Origin of the sequence: Rhizobium lusitanum, from assembly GCF_014189535.1 — a bacterium.
In the GTDB taxonomy this organism is placed as follows: domain Bacteria; phylum Pseudomonadota; class Alphaproteobacteria; order Rhizobiales; family Rhizobiaceae; genus Rhizobium; species Rhizobium lusitanum_C.
In genome coordinates, this window is the sequence record NZ_CP050308.1 from 2,743,041 (window position 1) to 2,763,318 (window position 20,278).

A 20,278-nucleotide genomic window follows, 5' to 3' on the forward strand; every position below is an offset into this window, starting at 1 on the left:
ATGAGTACCGCATCCGTTCCGCTCCCCAATTGGATCAATTACGGCCTGATCCCGCTGATCAATCTGCTGTTGGCTTTCCTGGTCTCCGGCCTCGTCATCTGGTTCATCGGTCAGAATCCGTTCGATGCTTTTGTATCTCTGGTGCAAGGGGCGCTCGGCAACGGCGAGTCCATCAGCTTCACGCTGTTTTATGCGACCAGCTTTATCTTCACCGGCCTGTCGGTCGCGGTCGCCATTCATGCTGGCCTGTTCAATATCGGCTCTGAAGGCCAGGCCTACATTGGCGGTCTGGGCGCGGCGCTGGTGGCATTGTCGCTGGACCGGTATGTGCCGTGGTATGTGACCATGCCGTTTGCGATGATCGGCGCTGCGCTTTTCGGTGCTGCCTGGGCGTTTATTCCGGCCTGGATGCAAGCCAAGCGCGGCAGTCATATTGTCATCACGACCATCATGTTCAATTTCATCGGCGCGCCGCTGATGGTTTTTCTGCTGTCGCACGTCCTGATCGTGCCGGGAAAACAGGCGGCGGAATCGCGCACCTTTCTCGAGGGTGGCCAATTGCCGAAGCTCGATTGGCTGATCAATATCTTCGGCTCGTCGATTGGCGCCGCGCCGCTCAACGTCTCGTTCCTGATCGCGCTGGTGATGTGCTTCCTCGTCTGGTTGCTCATCTGGCGCACCAAACTCGGCTATGAGATGCGCACGCTCGGCCTCAGCCCGACCGCCGCCATCTATGCCGGCATTCCCTATGCGCGCACCGTCATTATCGCCATGCTGATATCGGGCGGTCTTGCCGGGATGATGGCGCTGAACCCCGTCATGGGGGCGCAGGCTCGCCTTGGCGTCGAGTTCGTCGCCGGCGCCGGCTTTGTCGGCATCGCCGTATCGCTGATGGGCCGCAATCACCCGTTCGGCATCATCCTGGCTGCTATTCTGTTCGGCATTCTCTACCAGGGAGGCGACAGCGTTTCCTTCGATATGCCGGAGATCAATCGCGACATGATCGCGATGATCCAGGGACTGGTGATCCTGTTCGTCGGTGCACTCGAATACATGCTGCGCCCGACATTCGTGCGTCTCTATCAACTGTTCGGCAGGGCGTGAGGATCGACCATGGATTATTATGACATCCTCATCAGTGTGCTCGGCTCGACCATCCGCCTGTCGATTCCCTTGATCTTTACGGCACTTGCAGGTTTGTTTTCCGAGCGTGCCGGCGTTTTCGATATCGGCCTTGAAGGCAAGATGCTGGCCGCCGCATTTGCCGCCGCATGTATGGCGACGTTCACCGGATCCGCCTGGGCGGGGCTGGGCGCGGGCATCGTGGTCTCCGTCATATTCGGCCTGCTTCATGGCTTCGCCTCGATCACCAATCGCGGCAATCAGATTGTCTCCGGTGTTGCGATCAACTTTCTGATCGCCGGATTGACCGTCGTGCTCGGCCAGGCCTGGTTTGGCCAGGGCGGACGTACGCCACAGCTTGGCGCAGATGCGCGGTTCGTGCCGATCATCCTGCCGGGCGCCGATGCGATGCGCGGCGTGCCGATCGTTGGACCGCTCTATGCCAACGTCATTTCCGGCAATAACATTCTCACCTATCTTGCCTTCCTCGCCGTGCCGATTTCCTGGTGGATTCTGTACCGGACGCGATTTGGCCTGCGCCTGCGCGCCGTCGGCGAAAATCCCGGCGCTGTCGACACGGCCGGCATTTCGGTGACCTGGCTGCGTTATCGCGCATTGATCTGCGCCGGCATTCTCTGCGGCTTCTCCGGCACCTATCTCGCCATTGCCCAGTCGGCCGGCTTCATCGCCAACATGTCGGCCGGTAAGGGTTATATCGCGCTGGCCGCGTTGATCTTCGCCAAGTGGAAGCCGGTGCCGGTGATGCTGTCCTGTCTGCTCTTCGGCTTCCTCGACGCCTTCTCCAATTTCATGCAGGGCAAGTCGGTGCCTGGTATTGGCGAGGTGCCGGTACAGATTTTCCAGGCCTTGCCCTATATCCTCACCTGCATCCTGCTCGCAGGCTTTATCGGTGTCGCCAAACCGCCAAAGGCTGGTGGCGTACCCTATACCAAGGAGCGCTAGTCCATGTCGCATGATCTGTTCGAGGCCGCCCGTGGGGCGATGGCCTTTGCGCATGCCCCCTATTCGAAATTCCCCGTCGGCGCGGCCATCCGCGCCGAAGACGGCAAGATCTACGCCGGCGCCAATATCGAGAACCTGTCTTTCCCGCAGGGCTGGTGCGCCGAGCCGACCGCGATCAGCCATATGATCATGGGCGGCGCCAAGAAGATCGTCGAAATGGCCGTCATCGCCGAGAAGCTGCCGCTCTGCCCGCCCTGCGGCGGCTGCCGGCAGAAGATCGCCGAATTTGCCAGCAGGGAAACGCGCATCTATCTTTGCGACGAAACCGGCGTGAGGAAGACGATGACCATGGATGAATTGCTGCCCTTCAGCTTCGAAACCGAGTTACTCGGATGACCGCCGTCGATATCCTGGCCGCAAAGCTCGGCGATCTCCAGCCGCGCTATGGCATCGTCCTCGGCTCCGGCCTGGGTTCGCTTGTCGATCAAGTGCAGGACGCTGTGCGCATCCCCTATGCGGAGATTCCGGGCTTTCCCGTCAGCGCCGTTTCCGGCCATGCCGGCACGCTGGTTGCCGGTCGTCTCGGCAGCGTACCGGTCATCATGCTGTCCGGCCGCGTGCATTACTATGAAAAGGGCGACGCAAACGCCATGCGCGTGCCGATCGAGACGCTGAAAGCTCTCGGCGTCGATACGTTGATCCTGACCAACTCGGCCGGGTCGCTGCGCGAGGAAATGCCGCCGGGATCGGTGATGCAGATCACCGACCACATCAATTATTCCGGCATGAACCCGCTGATCGGCGAGGAAAGCGACAAGCGTTTCGTCGGCATGACCAGCGCCTATGACAGTGATCTCATCATGCGCATGCGCAAGGCGGCGGAAAAGGCCGAGATCAAGCTGTCACACGGCGTCTATATGTGGTTCTCCGGCCCGAGCTTCGAAACGCCGGCGGAAATCCGGATGGCGCGCATCTTGGGCGCCGATGCCGTGGGCATGTCGACGGTGCCGGAGGTCATTCTGGCGCGTCTTTTCGGTCTAAGGGTTGCCGCAGCCTCCGTCATCACTAACTATGGGGCTGGCATGACCGGCGCCGAGCTGACGCATGAGGAGACCAAGGACATGGCTCCGGTCGGCGGCGCCCGTCTCGCGGCTATCCTGACAGAAATGATTGCGGACGGAGGAAACTGACAATGACGAGCCATTCCCTGAGAGAAACGGCGGCCGTTGCGCTTTCCCTTCTCGATCTCACCAATCTCAAGGATGATTGCACGCCGGCCCAGATCGAGACGCTCTGCGCCCGCGCCCAGTCGCCCTTTGGCAACACCGCCGCCATCTGTATCTGGCCGCGCTTCGTCGCCCAGGCACGCGGCATCCTCGGCACCGATCATGCGGTGAAGATCGCGACCGTGGTGAATTTCCCGGCTGGCGACTTGGAAGTGGCTGACGTTGCCGCCGAAGCGCGCGAGGCGATCGCCGATGGTGCGGACGAGATCGATCTCGTCATTCCCTATCACGCGCTGCTTGCCGGCAACGAGCAGGCCGTCACCGACATGGTCGCGGCCGTCAAGGCCGAATGCACCGGGCCGGTGATCCTGAAGACCATCCTCGAAACTGGCGAACTCAAGGACGTGGCGCTGATCCAGCGCGCCTCCGAACTGGCGATCGCCGCCGGCTCCGATTTCATCAAGACCTCCACCGGCAAGGTCGCCGTCAATGCGACGCTCGAAGCGGCCGACATCATGCTGCGGGCGATCCGAGACAGCGGCCGCAAGGTTGGCTTCAAGCCGGCCGGCGGCATCGGTTCCGTTGCCGATGCGGCCCTCTATCTGAGCCTTGCCGAGACCATCATGGCGCCAGACTGGGCCATGCCCTCGACCTTCCGTTTCGGCGCGTCGAGCCTGCTCGACGATATCCTCGGCGTGCTGGCCGGCGGACAGTCCAAGACAGCGTCTTCAGGCTACTGAAGCCATGATCCCGCAGGAAATCATCCGGCTGAAGCGCAACGGCGGCGTTCTTTCAGCCGCCGATATTGATAGCTTCATCGGAGCCTTGGCGCGCGGCGAACTGGCAGAAAGCCAGATCGGCGCCTTTGCCATGGCCGTCTGGTTTCGCGGCATGACGCGCGAGGAGACCGTGGCGTTGACGCTGGCCATGGCCCGCTCCGGCGACACGCTTTCCTGGTCTGGCATCGGCAGGCCGATCGCCGACAAGCATTCGACCGGTGGCGTCGGCGACAATGTCTCGCTGATGCTCGCCCCGATCGCCGCTGCCTGCGGCCTTGCCGTGCCGATGATCTCCGGCCGCGGACTCGGTCATACCGGCGGTACGCTCGACAAACTGGAATCCATACCCGGCTACGGTATCACTCCCGATGCGGCGCGTTTCCGCAAGGTGGTGGACGAAGTGGGCTGCGCCATCATCGGCCAGACCGGAGCCCTGGCGCCCGCCGACGGCAAGCTCTACGCAGTGCGTGATGTCACCGCGACCGTCGATTCCGTGCCGCTGATCACCGCCTCGATCCTGTCGAAGAAGCTGGCTGCCGGGCTTGAGACGCTGGTGCTCGACGTCAAGATCGGCAGCGGCGCCTTCATGACTTCGGCGGAAGAGGCCGAGACGCTGGCACGCTCACTGGTCGAGGTGGCGAACGGCGCGGGAGTGAAGACCTCGGCCCTGATCACCGACATGAACCAGCCGCTGGCAGATGCCGCCGGCAATGTCGTCGAGCTCTACAATTGTCTGGATTTTCTGAAGGGCGGCAAGGCAGGCACGCGACTGGAGACGGTCGTATTAGCCTTCGCTGCGGAGATGCTGACGCAGGCGGGGATCGCAAAGACACTCGCCGAAGCAGAGGTCAGCGCCCGCAATGCGCTCGTCTCCGGCAAGGCCGCCGAGCTGTTCGGCCGCATGGTTCATAGCCTTGGTGGTCCTGCGGATCTTCTGGAGAATCCGGCTAAATATTTGGTCGCGGCGCCGGTACAAAAACCGGTTCTTGCCTCTTCGGACGGCTGGCTTGCAGTCTGCAATGCCCGTGCCATCGGCATTGGTGTCATCGACCTCGGCGGTGGCCGCCGTCGACCGCAGGACAAGATCGACCATCGCGTCGGTTTCAGCGATATCCTGCCGCTTGGAGTGAAGGTGAGCAAAGGCGACCGTATCGCCACCGTTCACGTGGCTGATGATGCGAGCGCCGAAAAGGCCGCAACTGATCTGGCCGCAAACTATCGTATCGCGGATACCGCTCCTGTTTTGCCGCCGGTGATTGTCTCGCGGATCTGACGGGGCTACTGCGTCAGGCGCAGCGAGCCGCTTTCGACGCCATAGGAATTGAGTTTTTTGAGAAAGCTCATGCCGATCAGCGTCGTGTTCAAGGCGCTATCCTTTGCAACCACGGCGTCCACATCGCGGACCCTGATCGTGCCGATCTCGAGACGATCGAGCTTGACGAGCGCCACCTTGGACGGGCCGTTGGCGGTCTGGGTGGTATAGCGATAGTCGAGGTCGTTGCCGCTGATGCCGAGGCGGCGTGCCGTGCTCTCGTTGATCGCCACATAGGTCGCGCCCGTATCGATCATGCCTTCCACCGGCCGGCCGTTGATCTTGAAGTCGCCCTGATAATGACCGCCAGCGCCTGCGGGCAGCAGCACGCTGCCATGCGGCAGGCTCGCCGCCGAGACCTGTTGAGGGGCGCTGACGGCCGGCGTCGGGCTTTCTTCGGTTGTTGCCGTCTGCATATCCAGCAGTGCTGGCACCTGTGTAGCTGCTGCGGCGATGATACCGGCAAAGACAAGCACGCGAATGAGCATCGGCGGAGATCCTTCCCATGGGTTCGCCATGCCGAGCCCATCGATCTTCCATCGTTTAAATCAGCTTTGCTGACAGGCCGCTAAACAGATCAATAAAAAGCCCGGCAGTTGGACGCTGCCGGGCGAAAAACAAAGAGAGAGGCAGGATTTACTTCGTGCCGTACATGCGGTCGCCGGCATCGCCGAGGCCGGGGACGATATAGCCCAGTTCATTCAGGTGGCTGTCGATCGCCGCAGTGAAGACCGGTACGTCTGGATGCGCTGCACGGAAATTGGCAATGCCTTCGGGGGCGGCGAGCAGGCAGAGGAAGCGGATATTATGAGCGCCGCGCTCCTTCAGCTTGTCGATCGCCGCGATCGAGGAGTTGCCGGTCGCCAGCATTGGGTCGACGACGATGATCAGGCGTTCGGAAATATCCTCCGGCGCCTTGAAGTAGTATTCGACCGGCTGCAGCGTCTCGTGATCGCGGTAGACACCGATATGCGAGACGCGGGCGGAGGGAACCAGATCCAGCATGCCTTCGAGCAGGCCGTTGCCGGCGCGCAGGATCGAGGCGAAGACCAGCTTCTTGCCTTCGAGGATCGGCGATTCCATGGGCTGCAGCGGCGTTTCGATGGTCTGCATCGTCATTTCCAGATCGCGCGTCACCTCGTAACAGAGCAGCGTCGAAATCTCGCGCAGCAGCCGGCGAAAGCTCCCCGTCGACGTCTCCTTCTTGCGCATGATTGTGAGCTTGTGCTGCACAAGCGGGTGATCGATGACAGTGACGCCGTCCATGGTTTCAGCCTTCCAGTAATTCCGCGATATCCGATGTTTCTTTCACGGAAATTGTCTTTGGTGCAAGGAAATAGGGCATTTTCGGATATTTCATCCCCAGTCCGCGGCCTAAATGATGTGGTCACAACCTTACCAAGAGTGCTGCCCGTGTCGCCTCGTCCACGAAAGCCGCTTCGATCGCCGTCCGGGTCATTGTGTTGATCTCGTCGTCACTGAAACCGAAGGCGGTGGAGGCCAGTTCGTATTCGCGCTTCAGCGAGGTGTGGAAGAAGGGCGGGTCGTCGGAACTAATGGTGACGCGTACGCCGGCATCGCGCAGCTTGCGCAGAGGGTGTGAGGGGAAATCCGGGAAGACGTTGAGGGCGATGTTGGAGCCGGGGCAGACCTCCAGCACCGTGCCGAGATCTGCAAGGCGCTTGACCAGGTCGGCATCCTCGATGGCGCGGACGCCATGGCCGATCCGCGCCGGACGGACAAGCTCGACCGCGTCGGCGACGCTGAAGGCGCCGCAGACTTCACCGGCGTGGATGGTAAGGCCGAGGCCGGCCTCGCGGGCGATATCGAACGCGCGCGCATAATCGGCGACACGGCCCATGCGTTCCTCGCCGGCCATATTGAAACCGGTGATCAGCGGATTGTTGCTTCTGGCGGCGTACTCGGCGGCCTTGATGACGCGCTCCGGCCCGAAATGGCGCTCGCCGGTGACGATCAGCCGGGCCTCGATGCCGCTCTTTTCCTTGGCGGCGCGGATGCCGGCCGAGACACCTTCCATATAGGCGTCGGCGCCCAGCCCGATGCGGTCGCCATGGTCGGGTGAGACGATCAACTCGCTATAGATCGTGCCGATGCCGGCTAGCTCTTCCAGATAGGTCTCGGTCAGCAGCGCGTAGTCTTCCTGGGTCCGGTAGACCCCCGCAACCTTGTCGTAGCACAGGATGAATTCGGCAAAATCCTTCCAGAGGTAGATGCCGTCGCGCAGGAAAGCGCTGGTGTCGACATTATACTTCCGCGCCTGCGCGAGCGTCAGCGCCGGGGGAGCCGCACCCTCCAGATGGCAATGCAGCTCGACCTTCTTCAAATGCGATGTCACAGAAAACTCCTTCCATGCGGCCCTGCTGCAATTCCCAAATGGCGCGCAACGGTTTCGCCGATATCGGCATAGGTCTGGCGGATGCCGATCGAACGCGAGCGGATGCCGATTTCGTAAGCAATGATGGGTACCCTCTCGCGGGTATGATCGGTGCCGCGCCATGTCGGGTCGCAGCCGTGATCGGCCGTCAGGATAAGAAGGTCGCCGGGCTTCAGCTTCCCGTGCACTTCGGGCAGCCGCGCATCGAAGGCCTCGAGCGCCGCCGCATAGCCGGCGACGTCGCGGCGATGGCCGTAGACCATGTCGAAATCGACGAAATTGGTGAAGACGAGATCGCCGTCGGCCGCTTCGTCCATCGTCTTTAGCGTTGCATCCATCAGCTTCATGTTGCCGTTGCCCTTGACGATCCTGGAGATGCCCTGATGGGCGAAGATGTCGCCGATCTTGCCGACCGCATGCACCTTGCGTTCGGCCGCAATCAACCGGTCGAGCAGGGTCGGCTCGGGCGGCAGCACGGAGAAATCGCGGCGATTGCCGGTGCGCTCGAAGGTTGACGGCGTCTCGCCGATGAAGGGGCGGGCGATGACGCGGCCGATATTATAGGGATCAAGCAGGGTGCGGACGATCTGACAAAGGGAGATCAGCCGTTCCAGGCCGAAATGCTGCTCATGCGCGGCAATCTGGAAGACTGAATCCGACGAAGTATAGCAGATCGGCTTGCCGCTGCGGATATGCTCTTCGCCATATCTGGCGATGATATCGGTTCCCGAGGCGTGGCAATTGCCGAGAATGCCGGGGAGATCGGCCGCCTTGCAGATCGCCTCCACCAGTTCCGGCGGGAAGGCGTCGCCCTCAGTGGGGAAATAGCCCCAGTCGAACGTGACAGGCGTGCCGGCGATTTCCCAATGGCCCGATGGTGTGTCCTTGCCGCGCGAGATCCTCGTTGGCGCAGCCGTAAAGTCCGTAAAGCTTCTGCGGCAGCGGCATGCCGGGGGGATAGCGACCCGTCGCCGCCTTGGCGATTTCCAGCAGTCCGAGGCCCGACATGATCGGCAGCGACAGCGGGCCGGAGCGCAGGCCCTCGCGGTCGGCCGCACCCGCCGCACAGAATTCGGCGATGTGACCGAACGTATCGGCACCCTCGTCACCATAGGTCGCAGCATCCGGGCTGCCGCCGACGCCAAAGGAGTCCAGAACGAAGAGAAATGCGCGCGCCATGGGTCACCCGATAAGATTGCTCAGCGCGAGACATTTCATGTCAGGCGCATTGGACGTCACCCATATAACGCAGGCGTGAACTTGGCAATTTTCTCGCTGGACGAAGACTATTGCGCCGATCGAAAGCCGTTCTGCTCAGCAGTCGCTGCAGGTGATCGCACTTCCAGAGCGCGGGCGATAAAAATAGGAACGGCCAATGGTGATCTGGTTGCTGCCGGCGGGCAGGAAATCCGAGCCGAAGCTGAGCATCTGATAGGGAATGGCAAGTTCGGTGCGGACCAGAAACGAGCTTGGCAGTTTGAGGTCGCTGGGCACGGTGACGGCGCTGCCGTTCGTATAGGGCTTGCTTCCGTCCTGCGCCCAGGACCACGCCACGGTGGCGCTGCTGCCAGCATCGATCTGGATTCCCGTAACCTTCAGCGTCAGGCCGGTGGTGGCATAGGGCGTGAAAATGGCGCCGGCGACGGAGGGCATGGTGGCGAGCTGCGTCTTGGTGACGTTGGTTTGCTGGGTCAGGATATCGGCAATGGACCCAGCCGCCCGACTTGTGCGTTTTTCGACGCTGAGGCCAACGGTGATTTCGAAGGCGCCGAGATAGAGCATCAGCAGCACCGGAAAGAGAATGGCGAATTCGATGGCGCCGACGCCGCGCTCGTCGCGGGTAAAATGCCGCAGGCGTGCGCGAAGTCTCGCCGCCAGCGTCAGTCCCGCCATCTCCCGCCGCCTCATCAATAGTTCTCGTTCTGGAAGGCACCCGTCGCGACGATGAGATAGGTGCTCGGCATCGAGCCGTCGGATGGATGGATGTTGGCAAGATAGGGCCGCAGCAGATCGACAATGACCTGCCAGCGGTAATAGGCGCGCACCATGTTGATGGTCCCGGTGCCGCCGGGAGCAAATGAAAAGCCCGTCGTATTGAGGTCTGAATAGGGATCGGACGAGGCACGCGGGATCGTCGTCGGCATGTCGGCGAAGGTCGAATAGCTTTTGACGTCGAGATAGAGGTTCGTCGGGGTCGCCAGTTCGGCGGCCGAGCAGGCGATCAGCACCGAGATCTCGTTGCAAAAAGCCTGGCGGAACTGCGGCCCGGTCGTATTGGTTGCGGTGATCTGCCCGGTCCTGATCTGACGCGACAACGTATCGACGGCGTTGGAAACCACCTGTTCGGCGATGAAGGCGACGAAGGTTTCCAGGATTGCGAAGATGATCATGAAATAGGGGATGGCCAGCAGCGCGAATTCAATGGCGGCGGCGCCGTCGCGGGCGCGACCGAACGCGCGCAAGCCTGCCTTCGCACGCCGCCGTACAAAGGGCTTGCCTCCAAGAAGAACGTCGTCTGGCGTCATAACGGAACCCGCGGCGATTTGAATCGTGGCGAGACTAGGGCGGCTTCCTTGACAATCCGTTTCTCTTCTCTCTTCATATTTAGAGGAAGCGCAGATTACTCACAAAAGTCTTGTCTTATACAGTATAATTAAACGGAAATGGGGACGTGATACCGGCCTTACTGGCTGGTGGCGGCCGCAGCGCTGCTGTTTTGCTGGGCATGCTGTTCGCAATTGGGCGTGCAGGACAGCACGGAACGATCGGTCTGGCGGAAGACGCGGACCGTATTGCCCTCGTCGATCGAGACCAGGATGCGCTCGTCGACGATGGCGTTACCGTCGGCATCGAGCAGGACGATGTTCGTGGTGCCGAAACTGCGGCCGGTGAGCACGATTGTCTTCGGATCTGCCACGGTCGCGTCGGCGACCTGCGCATTGCCGACGATGACCTTGCTGACGGGACGATCGAGCTTCAGCACGCGCGCGTGATCCATATAGACACGCAGCATACCGTTATCGTCGGCGCGCGAAAGCTGCGGCATCAGGCCTGCCATGGCGGCGATGCCGGCAAGAAATGCGATTCTGCCGCGGATTGGCATGGTCTGGCCTCATGAAATCGGTGATGGAAGCAATTCCTGAATAGAATGAGAAAGAAGGGTGAATGAACAATTAAGAGTGCAGTCATTGCTGCTATTACGGGGCAAGCATGAGCGTTTTAGCGCCCATATTGGGACTCTCGCGTTGATAGCGTAATATTTTGGCACGAACAACATATTTTTCTAATATATTGTCTTCTAAATTTAGCGTTGAATCTGAAGATTTTCTTTAAAAATTCCAGGAAAGACATGAGCTTGTATTAACTAGTCTATTTTTGCTTCGGAATTGGCGATCTGTTAACCCACTTCCTTAAAGCGATGGAAACGGCGACCCACTACGGTTCAACTCATCCGATCAACGGCACAGTTGGCGGACGTGCTGTCAACAAACTTAGTGGAGTTAAATTATGACCAAGCTTTTTTCGCGTTTCCTGAAAGACGAATCCGGCGCGACCGCCATTGAATACGGCCTGATCGCCGCCCTGATCTCCGTCGCCATCATCACCGGCGCTACGACGTTGGGCGGTACGTTGAATACCACCTTCCGAGGTATTGCGACGAAGATGACTTCGGCTTCCACTCAGTCCAGCGGGTACTAAGGCGCAATAATAGCACCTGAAACCAACCCTGTTTCTGCAGCGTTGGTCGCTACTAACGAAAACCGCTCTATTTGGCGAGCGGTTTTCGATTTTTTTACCTATACCGCAAAGGCAGTTTATCTTTAATGCTTGAAACGGCAACATTGCTGATCTTTCCGCTCTGCTTGTCGGTCGCGGCTATCTCCGACCTTTTGACCATGACGATTCCGAACCGGGTGTCGCTCATCTTGCTCGGCGCCTTTATCGTCCTTGCGCCGCTCGTCGGCTTGACGCTGCCCGAGATCGGCATGCATGCCGCTGGTGCGGCCATCGTTTTCTGCGCCTGCTTCGCGTTTTTTGCGCTGAATGTCATGGGCGGCGGCGATGCCAAGCTGCTGGCGTCGTCGGCGCTCTGGTTCGGCTTCGATCCGTCGCTTCTCACCTTTCTCGTCTATGTCGCCTTCCTCGGCGGCGTGGTGACGATCGTTATCCTGATGATACGTTCGCAGTCGAATACCATTATGGCCATGGGCCTGCCGGTGCCGGACTCGCTGTTGATCGCCAAGAAAATCCCTTATGGCATTGCCATCGCCATTGGTGGCTTTCTGGCCTTTCCGTCGTCACCGCTGGTCACTACCATAACGTCACACGTTATCTAAATTAGCAAATACTAAGTATTGGATTGGTGTTATGCACCATTGTATATTGTATTGCTTAAATAATAATGGTTAAAGTGTAGTAGACGTAATAGAGCATTAACCATAATTATACCAATTACAGAGCATTCTGCGGGGCGAAGAATCGTATTCCCCAAGGAATGATCAATGAAACCCGCTCGCATAATGATACTCGCAGTGGCAGTCGTCGCGGCAGGGCTTGCCGGACTGCTGGCGATGCGTCTGGCCGGCTCGCGCAATATTGTGCAGCAGGTCGCGACGGTGGTGGAGAAGGAAGCGACGGTCAATGTGCTGGTTGCCGACGCCAATCTTCCTGTGGGATCGCGCCTCGACGAGAAATCGATCCACTGGATGGCCTGGCCGCAAAGCGGCGTCGTCAAGGGGCTGATCACCCAAGCCGAGCGTCCCGATGCGCTGAAGGACCTGAACGGCGCGGTCGTCCGCCTGCCGATCTTCGAGGGCGAGCCGATCCGAGAGGAAAAGGTCGCCGACGCCAGCAGCCGCATTCTGTCCTCGCTATTGCCCTCCGGCAAGCGCGCCGTTGCCACCGAAATCTCGGTCGCCACGGGTGCGGGCGGTTTCATTCTCCCCAATGACCGCGTCGACGTGATCATGGTGCGCAAGGGCGATACCCAGAAATTCGTGACCGAGACCGTGCTCAGCAACGTTCGCATCCTGGCCGTCGATCAGCAGATCGAGGAAAAACAGGACGGCACCAAGGCCGTGGTCGGTACCACCGCAACGCTGGAGCTGACGCCGGACCAGACGAAGGTGCTCGCGGTTGCCCAGCAGATGGCTGACCGGCTGACGCTGGCGCTGCGCTCGGTCGCCGACGCGCAGCAGTCGGATACGACGGCCGCCGATTATCTGCTCTCCGGCGACAATGGCGCCGTCGTCCAGGTCATCAAGTCGGGCGCGATCATTGCCAACGGCACGGCCGCGGCCAAGACACAATGAGAAGGGGCGAGACCATGTTCAAAATCAGTCAGATAACCGGCCTTCCCCTCCTGGCGGCGCTCTCCTTCTCGGTTGCGTTTGCCGGCCTTCCGTTTGCCGAAGCACCTGTTTTCCTACAGGCCGCGGTCGCCAGGGCTGATGGTGCCGACAGTATCGTCACCATTGCCGGCCTGAACACTAAGCGCACGTTGAAGCTCGGGCTCAACAAGGCGCTCGTGGTCGACCTGCCGGCCGATGCCCATGATATCCTAGTGTCGGATCCGAAGATGGCGGACGCCGTCACGCGCACGTCGCGCCGCATTTATCTGTTCGGCAAGACGGTCGGCCAGACGAATATCTTCGTCTTCGGCGCCAATGGTCAGGAAATCGTCAGCCTCGACCTGCAGATCGAGCGCGATATTTCCGGGCTGCAGGCCAATCTCAAGCGCTTCATCCCGGACTCTGACATTAATGTCGAGATCGTCTCCGACAATATCGTCCTGACCGGCTCGGTGCGTACACCGCAGGATTCGTCCCGCGCCGCGCAATTGGCAGGCGCCTTCCTGAAGGGTGGCGAAGCGACCACCCGCACCGAAACCGCCAGCGGCACGGGTGGCGACAGTTCGGTCGCACTCTTCGCCGAAGGACGACAGACCTCGCAGATCGTCAATCTTCTGCAGATTGAGGGCGAGGATCAGGTGACACTCAAGGTCACCGTCGCCGAGGTCAAGCGCAGCGTGCTGAAACAGATCGGCTTCGACAATCTCGTCAGCAATTCCTCCGGCCTCTCCGTCGCGCAGCTCGGCAATATCAGTGGCGATTCAACCTCCGCCACAGGCAATGGCGGTCTCAGCGCCTTGTTCAAGACCGCGCTAGGCAAATACAATGTCAGCAGCTATCTCAACGCCATGGAACAGGCCGGTGCCGTCCGCACGCTCGCGGAACCGACGCTGACGGCGATCTCGGGCCAGGCGGCGACCTTCAACTCCGGTGGCCAGACGCTCTATTCCGTCATTGACAAGGACGGTAACGTGACGATCACGCCATATACTTATGGCATCAGCCTTGCCTTCACGCCTGTCGTTCTCTCCGCCGGCCGCATCAGCCTGCATGTCCAGACCCAGGTCTCTGAACCGACCGGCACCACGGGTGCCGCGACCTACAATCGGCGTGCGGCCGATACCTCGGTCGAACTGCCGTCGGGCGGCTCGATCGCTCTTGCTGGCCTTCTGAGCGACAATGTGCAGCAATCCACCACCGGAACACCCGGCGCTTCGAAGATCCCGATTCTCGGCGCGCTGTTCCGCCAGAAGACCTTTCAGCGCGACGAGAGCGAACTGGTGATCATTGCGACGCCCTATCTCGTGCGGCCGGTGGCCCGCAACCAGATAGCCCGTCCGGACGACAATTTCTCGCCGCCGGGCGATGCCGGTGTCTTTTTCATGAACCGTGTCAACAAGATCTACGGCCGCAAGGATGCGCCGCCGGTCGCCGATGCCGATTTCCACGGCACGGTCGGCTTCATCTACAAATGAGGGGAACGATCGTGATGCACCCCTTTTCAACCGGATCAACGAGAGACCAAACGATGGCCAGCCTCGATCGTAATGCGCCCCGCACCGGCAGGCAGCGGTTTGCCGCGCTCGCTATGATCGTGATGGCCACCGCCGTCAGCGGTTGCGCCGGCTCCAAGGACGGTATGGCCACCAGCGCCATCACTGACGACTATCGTCAGCGCCATCCGATCGTGCTGACCGACAAGGAACACCGCGTCGACATTCCCGTTTCCGTCAGCGATCGCCGTTTGACCTCCGGCATGCGCGATACCGTGCGAGGCTTCGTTCAGGATTATCGCGCGCATGCTACCGGCACGGTGGAAATCATGACCCCGCGGGAATCGGCGAATTCGCCGGCCGCTTCCGCCCTGCGCCGGCAGATCCGCCAGGAACTGGTGGCGAGCGGCATCCCGTCGGCGCGCATCGCCGATAATTATTATCCGGCCGGCGGTCCCAGTGACGCCGCCCCGATCCGCCTGCGCTTCATTGCGACGACGGCGGTCACCAATGCCTGCGGACAATGGCCGGCGGATCTCGCCGACAATGCCTTCGACAATCAGAATTATTACAATTTCGGCTGTGCCACCCAGAACAACCTCGCCGCACAGGTCGCCAATCCGACCGATCTCATCGCGCCGCGCGCCATGACGCCGATCGATGCCGACCAGCGCAGCAAGGTGATCGACAATTATCGCAGCGGCTCGACCGCAACCAGCACCGCGTCAGTCAGCAGTTTCTGACCATGAGAGCCAGCCGTCGCCGGAACAGGATAAAGTCATGAGCGCCATCGATTACGATATCAGGCCAACTGCGGCGGACGCCGAGGATGCGCCGCGTACGGGCGATATCGAGAACATGCGGCCGTTGCCACGCATTTCCGTGCATGCCTTCTGCGAAAGCGAGCAGTTGCACCAAGTCATGGACCGATGCGCCAACGATCGGCGCATGGCCAAGGTCAATTTCAGGATTACCGGCGGCGGCACGGCGGCGGCGGCAAACATGTTCGCCTCGGCGCCGACGCCCAATCTGATCATTCTGGAAACCCGCGCCAGTCCGCAGAATCTCCTGGCCGAGCTCGCGCCGCTGGCTGCCGTCTGCGATCCGACCACCAAGGTGGTGATCGTCGGTCATCACAATGATATCAGTCTCTATCGCGAGCTCATCCGCAACGGCATTTCCGAATATATCGTCCAGCCGGTGACCATGACCGACATCATGGCGGCGATGGCGACGATTTTTGTCGATCCCGATGCCGAGCCGATTGGCCGCAGCGTCGCCTTCATCGGTGCCAAGGGCGGGGTAGGGGCGTCCACCATCGCGCACAACTGCGCCTTCGGCATTTCCAACCTGTTCTCGGTCGAGACCATTCTCGCCGATCTCGACCTGCCCTACGGCACCGCCAATATCGATTTCGACCAGGATCCGGCCCAGGGCATCGCCGAGGCTGTCTATGCGCCGGAGCGTCTCGACGAGGTTTTCCTCGACCGCCTGCTGACCAAGTGCTCGCAGCACCTGTCGCTGCTCGCCGCGCCCTCCATGCTCGATCGCGCTTATGATTTCGAAGGCCAAGCCTTTCAGCCCGTACTCGACGTCCTGCAGCGCAGCGCGCCGGTGACCGTCCTCGACATGCCGCATATGTGGACCGAATGGACCCGCTCCGTGCTTTCGGCGGTCGATGAGGTCGTGATCTGTGCCGCGCCCGATCTTGCCAATCTGCGCAACGCCAAGAACATGCTGGACGCTCTGCGCAAGCTGCGTCCCAACGACAAGACGCCGCATCTCATCCTCAATCAGGTCGGCATGCCGAAGCGCCCCGAAATCGGCCCCTCGGAATTCTGCGAGCCGTTGGAAACCGACCCGATCGCCATCATTCCCTTCGACATCAACCTGTTCGGCAATGCAGCCAATAGCGGCCGCATGATTTCGGAAACCGATCCGAAGTCGCCGATCGCGGAAACCTTCTCGCAGATATCGCACATCGTTACCGGGCGCGTGGCGCTGAAGAAAGCAAAGAAAGGTGGCCTGCTCGGTCTCCTGAAACGGAAGTAATTGTTTGATTTCGCATGATCGGATTGGAAAGGCGGTTCGCATTTTTCGGGGTCATGCTCCAGCGTAGAATTGGATCGACGGCATGTTTGGCAGACGCGGAAATGAAGGTCCTGCAAAGAGCGGCGGCATAGCCCCTCCGCCAGCGCCGACGCGCGCTCCGTCCGCCGCGCCACCCGCAACATCGACCATATTGGTCGAGCCGGCGCGGGAGGCATCGCCGCAGCGCCAGCAGGTGCCTCCGCCGTCGATGCAGACGCCGACACGCCGCCGGCCAGCCCGCACCGAGGAATATTACGACACCAAGTCGCAGGTCTTTGCCGCACTGATCGACACGATCGACCTGTCCCAGCTTTCCAAGCTCGATGCCGAGGCCGCGCGCGAGGAAATCCGCGACATCGTCAACGACATCATCACCATCAAGAATTTCGCGATGTCGATCTCCGAGCAGGAGGAACTGCTCGAGGATATCTGCAACGACGTGCTCGGCTACGGCCCGCTGGAGCCATTGCTGGCGCGCGACGATATCGCCGACATCATGGTCAATGGCGCCGGCCAGACCTTCATCGAAGTTGGCGGCAAGACCATCGAATCGGAGATCCGTTTCCGCGACAATGCCCAGCTTCTTTCCATCTGCCAGCGCATCGTCAGCCAGGTCGGCCGCCGCGTCGATGAATCCAGCCCCATTTGCGACGCCCGCCTGCCGGACGGATCGCGCGTCAACGTCATCGCGCCGCCGCTGTCGATCGATGGCCCGGTGCTCACCATTCGTAAATTCAAGAAGGACAAGCTGACGCTCGATCAGCTCGTCCGCTTCGGCGCCATCACGCCCGAGGGCGCGACGCTTCTGCAGATCATCGGCCGCGTTCGCTGCAATATCGTCATTTCCGGCGGTACCGGCTCGGGCAAGACGACGTTGCTGAATTGCCTCACCAACTATATCGACCGCCATGAGCGCGTCATCACTTGCGAAGATACGGCCGAACTGCAGCTGCAGCAGCCGCATGTCGTCCGTCTTGAAACCCGCCCTCCGAACATCGAAGGCGAGGGCGAGATCACCATGCGCGACCTCGTCAAGAACTGCCTGCGCATGCGTCCTGAGCGCATCATCGTCGGCGAAGTGCGCGGACCGGAGGTCTTCGACCTGTTGCAGGCGATGAACACCGGTCATGACGGCTCCATGGGTACGCTCCACGCCAACACGCCGCGCGAATGCCTCAGCCGTATCGAATCGATGATCGCGATGGGCGGCTACAGCCTGCCGGCAAAGACGGTCCGCGAGATCATCTCCACCTCCGTCGACGTGATCATCCAGGCTGCCCGCCTGCGTGATGGTTCGCGCCGTATCACCCAGATCACCGAGGTGATCGGCATGGAAGGCGACGTGATCATTACCCAGGACCTGATGCGCTACGAAATGGAAGGCGAGGACGCCAACGGCCGCATCATCGGCCGGCACATGTCGACCGGCGTCGGCAAGCCGCATTTCTGGGATCGTGCCCGCTACTACAACGAGGAAAAGCGCCTGGCGGCGGCCCTCGACGAGATGGAAAACAATTCGAAATAGGACTTTCCCGATGTTCGGTGTCGATCCAGTGGTGCTTTTGATTGTCCTGCTCGCAGCCGTTTCGGCGGCGGCGGTCTGCTATGGCGTTCTTTATTCCCGGATCGAGGCGCAGAAGAAGACGGACAGCCGCGTTAGCCGGGTCAAGGCGGCCGAGAGTGATCGCAACAAGGTCAAGGCGGCGCGCGACCGCGTGCAGGAAATGTCGAAGCGCCGCAAATCGGTGCAGGACACGCTCAAGGATCTGGAGAAGCGCCAGGTCGAGAACACCAAGAAGAAGCAGTCGCTGAAGGCGCGCCTCGTGCAGGCCGGTCTGTCGCTGACGCCGGCGCGCTTCTATCTCTTCAGCGTCCTGTTTGGCCTTTTCGTCATGGTCGTCGCCTTCCTTTTCGGCGCGCCGCTCCCCGTCATCGCCGGCCTGCCCTTCGCCGCCGCCTTCGGACTGCCGCGCTGGGTCGTCGGCTTCCTCATCAAGCGCCGGCAGAACAAGTTTCTGGAGGAGTTTCCGAACGCGCTCGATCTCATCACCCGCTCGATCCGCTCTGGCCTGCCGCTCAACGACGCCGTGCGCCTTGTGGCGAGCGAAGCGCGCGAGCCGGTCAAGTCCGAGTTCCGCAGGGTGGTCGAAACACAGCAAGTCGGCCTCAGCATGACCGATGCCTGTGCGCGCATGAACAATCACATGCCGCTACAGGAGGTGAATTTCTTCTCGATCGTCATCGCTATCCAGGCGCAGGCGGGCGGCAATCTCTCCGAAGCGCTGGGCAATCTTGCGAAGGTGCTGCGCGAGCGCAAGAAAATGAAGGCGAAGGTGATCGCGCTGTCGATGGAAGCCAAGGCCTCGGCCGTCATCATCGGTGCGCTGCCCTTCATCGTCATGCTGCTCGTCTACCTGACCTCGCCGCAATACATGATGATCCTTTTCACCGATCCGCGCGGTCATCTGATCATGTTGCTTGCCGGCATCTGGATGGCATTCGGCATCATCATCATGCGCCAAATGGTCAATTTCGACATCTGATCGGAAGGAAAGACACAGCCCATGGCCGATATTGCCGCCAAGTTGACCGATCCGAGTATGATCCTCGCCGTTTTCGTGGCGATTGCTGTCTTTGCCACATTCTACACGATAGCCGTGCCCTTCCTCGAGCGCGGCGATCTCAACAAGCGCATGAAGGCGGTCTCCACCGAGCGCGAGCAGATCCGCGCCCGTGAACGCGCCCGGATGAACACGGACGGCGGCAAGGCGTCCCTGCGCAGCCAGAACAACAAAAACGTCCGCCAGATCGTCGAGCGCTTCAATCTCCGCAACGCGCTGGTCGATACCAACACCGTCAATCGCCTGCGCGCCGCCGGCCTGCGCTCGGAAAACGCGCTGAACATGTTCCTGGTGGCGCGCTTCCTGCTACCCTTTCTGTTCCTGGCCGTGGCCGTCTTCTTGGTTTTCGGCCTCGGCTATTTCGCCGCCAAGCCGTTTCCCCTCCGTCTTCTCGGTGTCATCGGACACAGCTATGTCGGTTTCTACTCACCGAATATCTATATCTCCAACCGGGTCGCCAAGCGGCAGAAATCCATCAAGCGCGCCTGGCCGGATGCACTCGACCTGATGCTGATCTGCGTGGAATCGGGCATCTCCATCGAGGCCGGCATGCGCCGCGTCTCCGAAGAGATGGCGGAGCAATCGCCGGCACTTGCCGAGGAAATGGTGTTGACCACGGCCGAGCTCTCGTTCCTGCAGGAGCGTCGCACCGCCTTCGACAATCTCGCCGCCCGCACCCAGATCGAAATCGTCAAGTCGGTGACGCAGGCCCTGATCCAGGCGGAACGCTACGGCACGCCTGTCTCGCAGGCGCTGCGCGTGCTGGCGCAGGAAGGCCGCGACGAGCGCATGAACGAGGCGGAAAAGAAAGCGTCCGCCCTTCCGCCGAAACTGACCGTGCCGATGATCGTCTTCTTCCTGCCTGTCCTGATGGCCGTCATCCTCGGCCCGGCCATCATCCAGGTGATGGATAAGTTCTGATACG

The 20,278-nt window shown here is 60.8% G+C and carries 21 protein-coding genes and 1 pseudogene; 15 read left to right on the forward strand and 7 right to left on the reverse strand.

From position 1 onward, the window contains the following. The 6 genes from HB780_RS26900 to deoA are packed head-to-tail and all read left to right on the forward strand — an operon-like array spanning position 1 to position 5,363. Positions 1 to 1,104, forward strand: a complete 1,104-nt coding sequence (locus tag HB780_RS26900; protein WP_183690675.1) for an ABC transporter permease — start codon at positions 1 to 3, stop codon at positions 1,102 to 1,104. 9 nt (positions 1,105 to 1,113) lie between these two features. Next, positions 1,114 to 2,085 carry an ABC transporter permease gene (locus tag HB780_RS26905; RefSeq protein WP_183690677.1) on the forward strand — a complete coding sequence of 324 codons (972 nt, stop codon included), beginning with the start codon at positions 1,114 to 1,116 and terminating at the stop codon, positions 2,083 to 2,085. 3 nt (positions 2,086 to 2,088) lie between these two features. Next, positions 2,089 to 2,481 (forward strand): cytidine deaminase, encoded by a 393-nt coding sequence (locus HB780_RS26910; protein WP_183690679.1) that lies wholly within the window; start codon positions 2,089 to 2,091, stop codon positions 2,479 to 2,481. Continuing rightward, positions 2,478 to 3,275 carry a purine-nucleoside phosphorylase gene (locus tag HB780_RS26915; protein WP_183690681.1) on the forward strand — a complete coding sequence of 266 codons (798 nt, stop codon included), beginning with the start codon at positions 2,478 to 2,480 and terminating at the stop codon, positions 3,273 to 3,275. Before HB780_RS26910 ends, HB780_RS26915 begins: the two co-directional genes overlap by 4 nt. Positions 3,276 to 3,277: 2 nt before the next feature. Then, positions 3,278 to 4,051 (forward strand): deoxyribose-phosphate aldolase, encoded by a 774-nt coding sequence (gene deoC, locus HB780_RS26920; RefSeq protein WP_183690683.1) that lies wholly within the window; start codon positions 3,278 to 3,280, stop codon positions 4,049 to 4,051. Between the two features lie 4 nt (positions 4,052 to 4,055). After that, on the forward strand, positions 4,056 to 5,363 hold the full coding sequence (gene deoA, locus HB780_RS26925; protein WP_183690685.1) for a thymidine phosphorylase: 1,308 nt from the start codon (positions 4,056 to 4,058) through the stop codon (positions 5,361 to 5,363). Positions 5,364 to 5,368: 5 nt separating this feature from the next. Here the strand turns inward: deoA and HB780_RS26930 are convergent, their stop codons facing one another. The 7 genes and pseudogenes from HB780_RS26930 to HB780_RS26960 form a co-directional block, all read right to left on the reverse strand. Beyond that, entirely contained in the window at positions 5,369 to 5,890 is a 522-nt protein-coding gene (locus HB780_RS26930; protein ID WP_183690687.1) for a TIGR02281 family clan AA aspartic protease, read from the reverse strand. Positions 5,891 to 6,038: 148 nt separating this feature from the next. Beyond that, on the reverse strand, positions 6,039 to 6,668 hold the full coding sequence (gene upp / locus HB780_RS26935) for a uracil phosphoribosyltransferase (protein WP_183690689.1): 630 nt from the start codon (positions 6,666 to 6,668) through the stop codon (positions 6,039 to 6,041). Between the two features lie 121 nt (positions 6,669 to 6,789). Beyond that, positions 6,790 to 7,758 (reverse strand): adenosine deaminase, encoded by a 969-nt coding sequence (locus tag HB780_RS26940; protein ID WP_183690690.1) that lies wholly within the window; start codon positions 7,756 to 7,758, stop codon positions 6,790 to 6,792. Then, positions 7,755 to 8,976 (reverse strand): annotated as a pseudogene (locus tag HB780_RS26945) (phosphopentomutase). Before HB780_RS26945 ends, HB780_RS26940 begins: the two are co-directional and overlap by 4 nt. Before the next feature lie 135 nt (positions 8,977 to 9,111). Continuing rightward, entirely contained in the window at positions 9,112 to 9,690 is a 579-nt protein-coding gene (locus tag HB780_RS26950; protein WP_183690692.1) for a TadE/TadG family type IV pilus assembly protein, read from the reverse strand. Positions 9,691 to 9,704: 14 nt separating this feature from the next. Next, complete coding sequence (locus HB780_RS26955; RefSeq protein ID WP_183690694.1) at positions 9,705 to 10,322, reverse strand: TadE/TadG family type IV pilus assembly protein; 618 nt, start codon at positions 10,320 to 10,322, stop codon at positions 9,705 to 9,707. 158 nt (positions 10,323 to 10,480) lie between these two features. Then, complete coding sequence (locus HB780_RS26960) at positions 10,481 to 10,900, reverse strand: pilus assembly protein N-terminal domain-containing protein (protein WP_183690696.1); 420 nt, start codon at positions 10,898 to 10,900, stop codon at positions 10,481 to 10,483. 404 nt (positions 10,901 to 11,304) lie between these two features. On the opposite strand from HB780_RS26960, the gene HB780_RS26965 reads away from it, so the two are divergent. The 9 genes from HB780_RS26965 to HB780_RS27005 all read left to right on the forward strand — a co-directional run bounded on the left by HB780_RS26965 (position 11,305) and on the right by HB780_RS27005 (position 20,274). Next, positions 11,305 to 11,496, forward strand: a complete 192-nt coding sequence (locus HB780_RS26965) for a Flp family type IVb pilin (RefSeq protein WP_183690698.1) — start codon at positions 11,305 to 11,307, stop codon at positions 11,494 to 11,496. A 125-nt stretch (positions 11,497 to 11,621) separates the two neighbouring features. Then, a complete protein-coding gene (locus HB780_RS26970) occupies positions 11,622 to 12,134 on the forward strand; it encodes an A24 family peptidase (protein ID WP_183690700.1) in 513 nt (170 codons plus the stop codon). A 165-nt stretch (positions 12,135 to 12,299) separates the two neighbouring features. After that, positions 12,300 to 13,109: a Flp pilus assembly protein CpaB gene (gene cpaB, locus HB780_RS26975; RefSeq protein ID WP_183690702.1), complete on the forward strand. Its 810-nt coding sequence runs from the start codon at positions 12,300 to 12,302 to the stop codon at positions 13,107 to 13,109. Positions 13,110 to 13,123: 14 nt separating this feature from the next. After that, complete coding sequence (locus HB780_RS26980; protein WP_183690704.1) at positions 13,124 to 14,623, forward strand: type II and III secretion system protein family protein; 1,500 nt, start codon at positions 13,124 to 13,126, stop codon at positions 14,621 to 14,623. Between the two features lie 53 nt (positions 14,624 to 14,676). Further along, positions 14,677 to 15,384 carry a CpaD family pilus assembly protein gene (locus HB780_RS26985; protein ID WP_183690706.1) on the forward strand — a complete coding sequence of 236 codons (708 nt, stop codon included), beginning with the start codon at positions 14,677 to 14,679 and terminating at the stop codon, positions 15,382 to 15,384. A gap of 37 nt (positions 15,385 to 15,421) precedes the next feature. Continuing rightward, on the forward strand, positions 15,422 to 16,693 hold the full coding sequence (locus HB780_RS26990) for a CpaE/TadZ family protein (RefSeq protein ID WP_183690708.1): 1,272 nt from the start codon (positions 15,422 to 15,424) through the stop codon (positions 16,691 to 16,693). Positions 16,694 to 16,775: 82 nt separating this feature from the next. Then, the gene (locus HB780_RS26995; protein WP_183690710.1) at positions 16,776 to 18,257 is read left to right on the forward strand and encodes a TadA family conjugal transfer-associated ATPase; all 1,482 of its coding nucleotides are present in this window, start codon (positions 16,776 to 16,778) and stop codon (positions 18,255 to 18,257) included. Between the two features lie 10 nt (positions 18,258 to 18,267). Beyond that, positions 18,268 to 19,275 carry a type II secretion system F family protein gene (locus HB780_RS27000; RefSeq protein WP_183690712.1) on the forward strand — a complete coding sequence of 336 codons (1,008 nt, stop codon included), beginning with the start codon at positions 18,268 to 18,270 and terminating at the stop codon, positions 19,273 to 19,275. A gap of 21 nt (positions 19,276 to 19,296) precedes the next feature. Further along, on the forward strand, positions 19,297 to 20,274 hold the full coding sequence (locus tag HB780_RS27005) for a type II secretion system F family protein (RefSeq protein ID WP_183690714.1): 978 nt from the start codon (positions 19,297 to 19,299) through the stop codon (positions 20,272 to 20,274). Positions 20,275 to 20,278 lie beyond the last annotated feature (4 nt).

Coding starts and splice junctions, on each gene's coding strand:
- HB780_RS26985 (WP_183690706.1), top strand. CDS start 14,677: ATGGCCAGCCTCGATCGTAATGCGCCCCGCACCGGCAGGCAGCGGTTT.
- HB780_RS27000 (WP_183690712.1), top strand. CDS start 18,268: ATGTTCGGTGTCGATCCAGTGGTGCTTTTGATTGTCCTGCTCGCAGCC.
- HB780_RS26965 (WP_183690698.1), top strand. CDS start 11,305: ATGACCAAGCTTTTTTCGCGTTTCCTGAAAGACGAATCCGGCGCGACC.
- HB780_RS26930 (WP_183690687.1), bottom strand. CDS start 5,890: ATGCTCATTCGCGTGCTTGTCTTTGCCGGTATCATCGCCGCAGCAGCT.
- HB780_RS26905 (WP_183690677.1), top strand. CDS start 1,114: ATGGATTATTATGACATCCTCATCAGTGTGCTCGGCTCGACCATCCGC.
- HB780_RS26910 (WP_183690679.1), top strand. CDS start 2,089: ATGTCGCATGATCTGTTCGAGGCCGCCCGTGGGGCGATGGCCTTTGCG.
- HB780_RS26950 (WP_183690692.1), bottom strand. CDS start 9,690: ATGGCGGGACTGACGCTGGCGGCGAGACTTCGCGCACGCCTGCGGCAT.
- deoC (WP_183690683.1), top strand. CDS start 3,278: ATGACGAGCCATTCCCTGAGAGAAACGGCGGCCGTTGCGCTTTCCCTT.
- HB780_RS26995 (WP_183690710.1), top strand. CDS start 16,776: ATGTTTGGCAGACGCGGAAATGAAGGTCCTGCAAAGAGCGGCGGCATA.
- HB780_RS26960 (WP_183690696.1), bottom strand. CDS start 10,900: ATGCCAATCCGCGGCAGAATCGCATTTCTTGCCGGCATCGCCGCCATG.
- HB780_RS26990 (WP_183690708.1), top strand. CDS start 15,422: ATGAGCGCCATCGATTACGATATCAGGCCAACTGCGGCGGACGCCGAG.
- HB780_RS26955 (WP_183690694.1), bottom strand. CDS start 10,322: ATGACGCCAGACGACGTTCTTCTTGGAGGCAAGCCCTTTGTACGGCGG.
- deoA (WP_183690685.1), top strand. CDS start 4,056: ATGATCCCGCAGGAAATCATCCGGCTGAAGCGCAACGGCGGCGTTCTT.
- HB780_RS26915 (WP_183690681.1), top strand. CDS start 2,478: ATGACCGCCGTCGATATCCTGGCCGCAAAGCTCGGCGATCTCCAGCCG.
- upp (WP_183690689.1), bottom strand. CDS start 6,668: ATGGACGGCGTCACTGTCATCGATCACCCGCTTGTGCAGCACAAGCTC.
- HB780_RS26970 (WP_183690700.1), top strand. CDS start 11,622: ATGCTTGAAACGGCAACATTGCTGATCTTTCCGCTCTGCTTGTCGGTC.
- cpaB (WP_183690702.1), top strand. CDS start 12,300: ATGAAACCCGCTCGCATAATGATACTCGCAGTGGCAGTCGTCGCGGCA.
- HB780_RS27005 (WP_183690714.1), top strand. CDS start 19,297: ATGGCCGATATTGCCGCCAAGTTGACCGATCCGAGTATGATCCTCGCC.
- HB780_RS26980 (WP_183690704.1), top strand. CDS start 13,124: ATGTTCAAAATCAGTCAGATAACCGGCCTTCCCCTCCTGGCGGCGCTC.
- HB780_RS26900 (WP_183690675.1), top strand. CDS start 1: ATGAGTACCGCATCCGTTCCGCTCCCCAATTGGATCAATTACGGCCTG.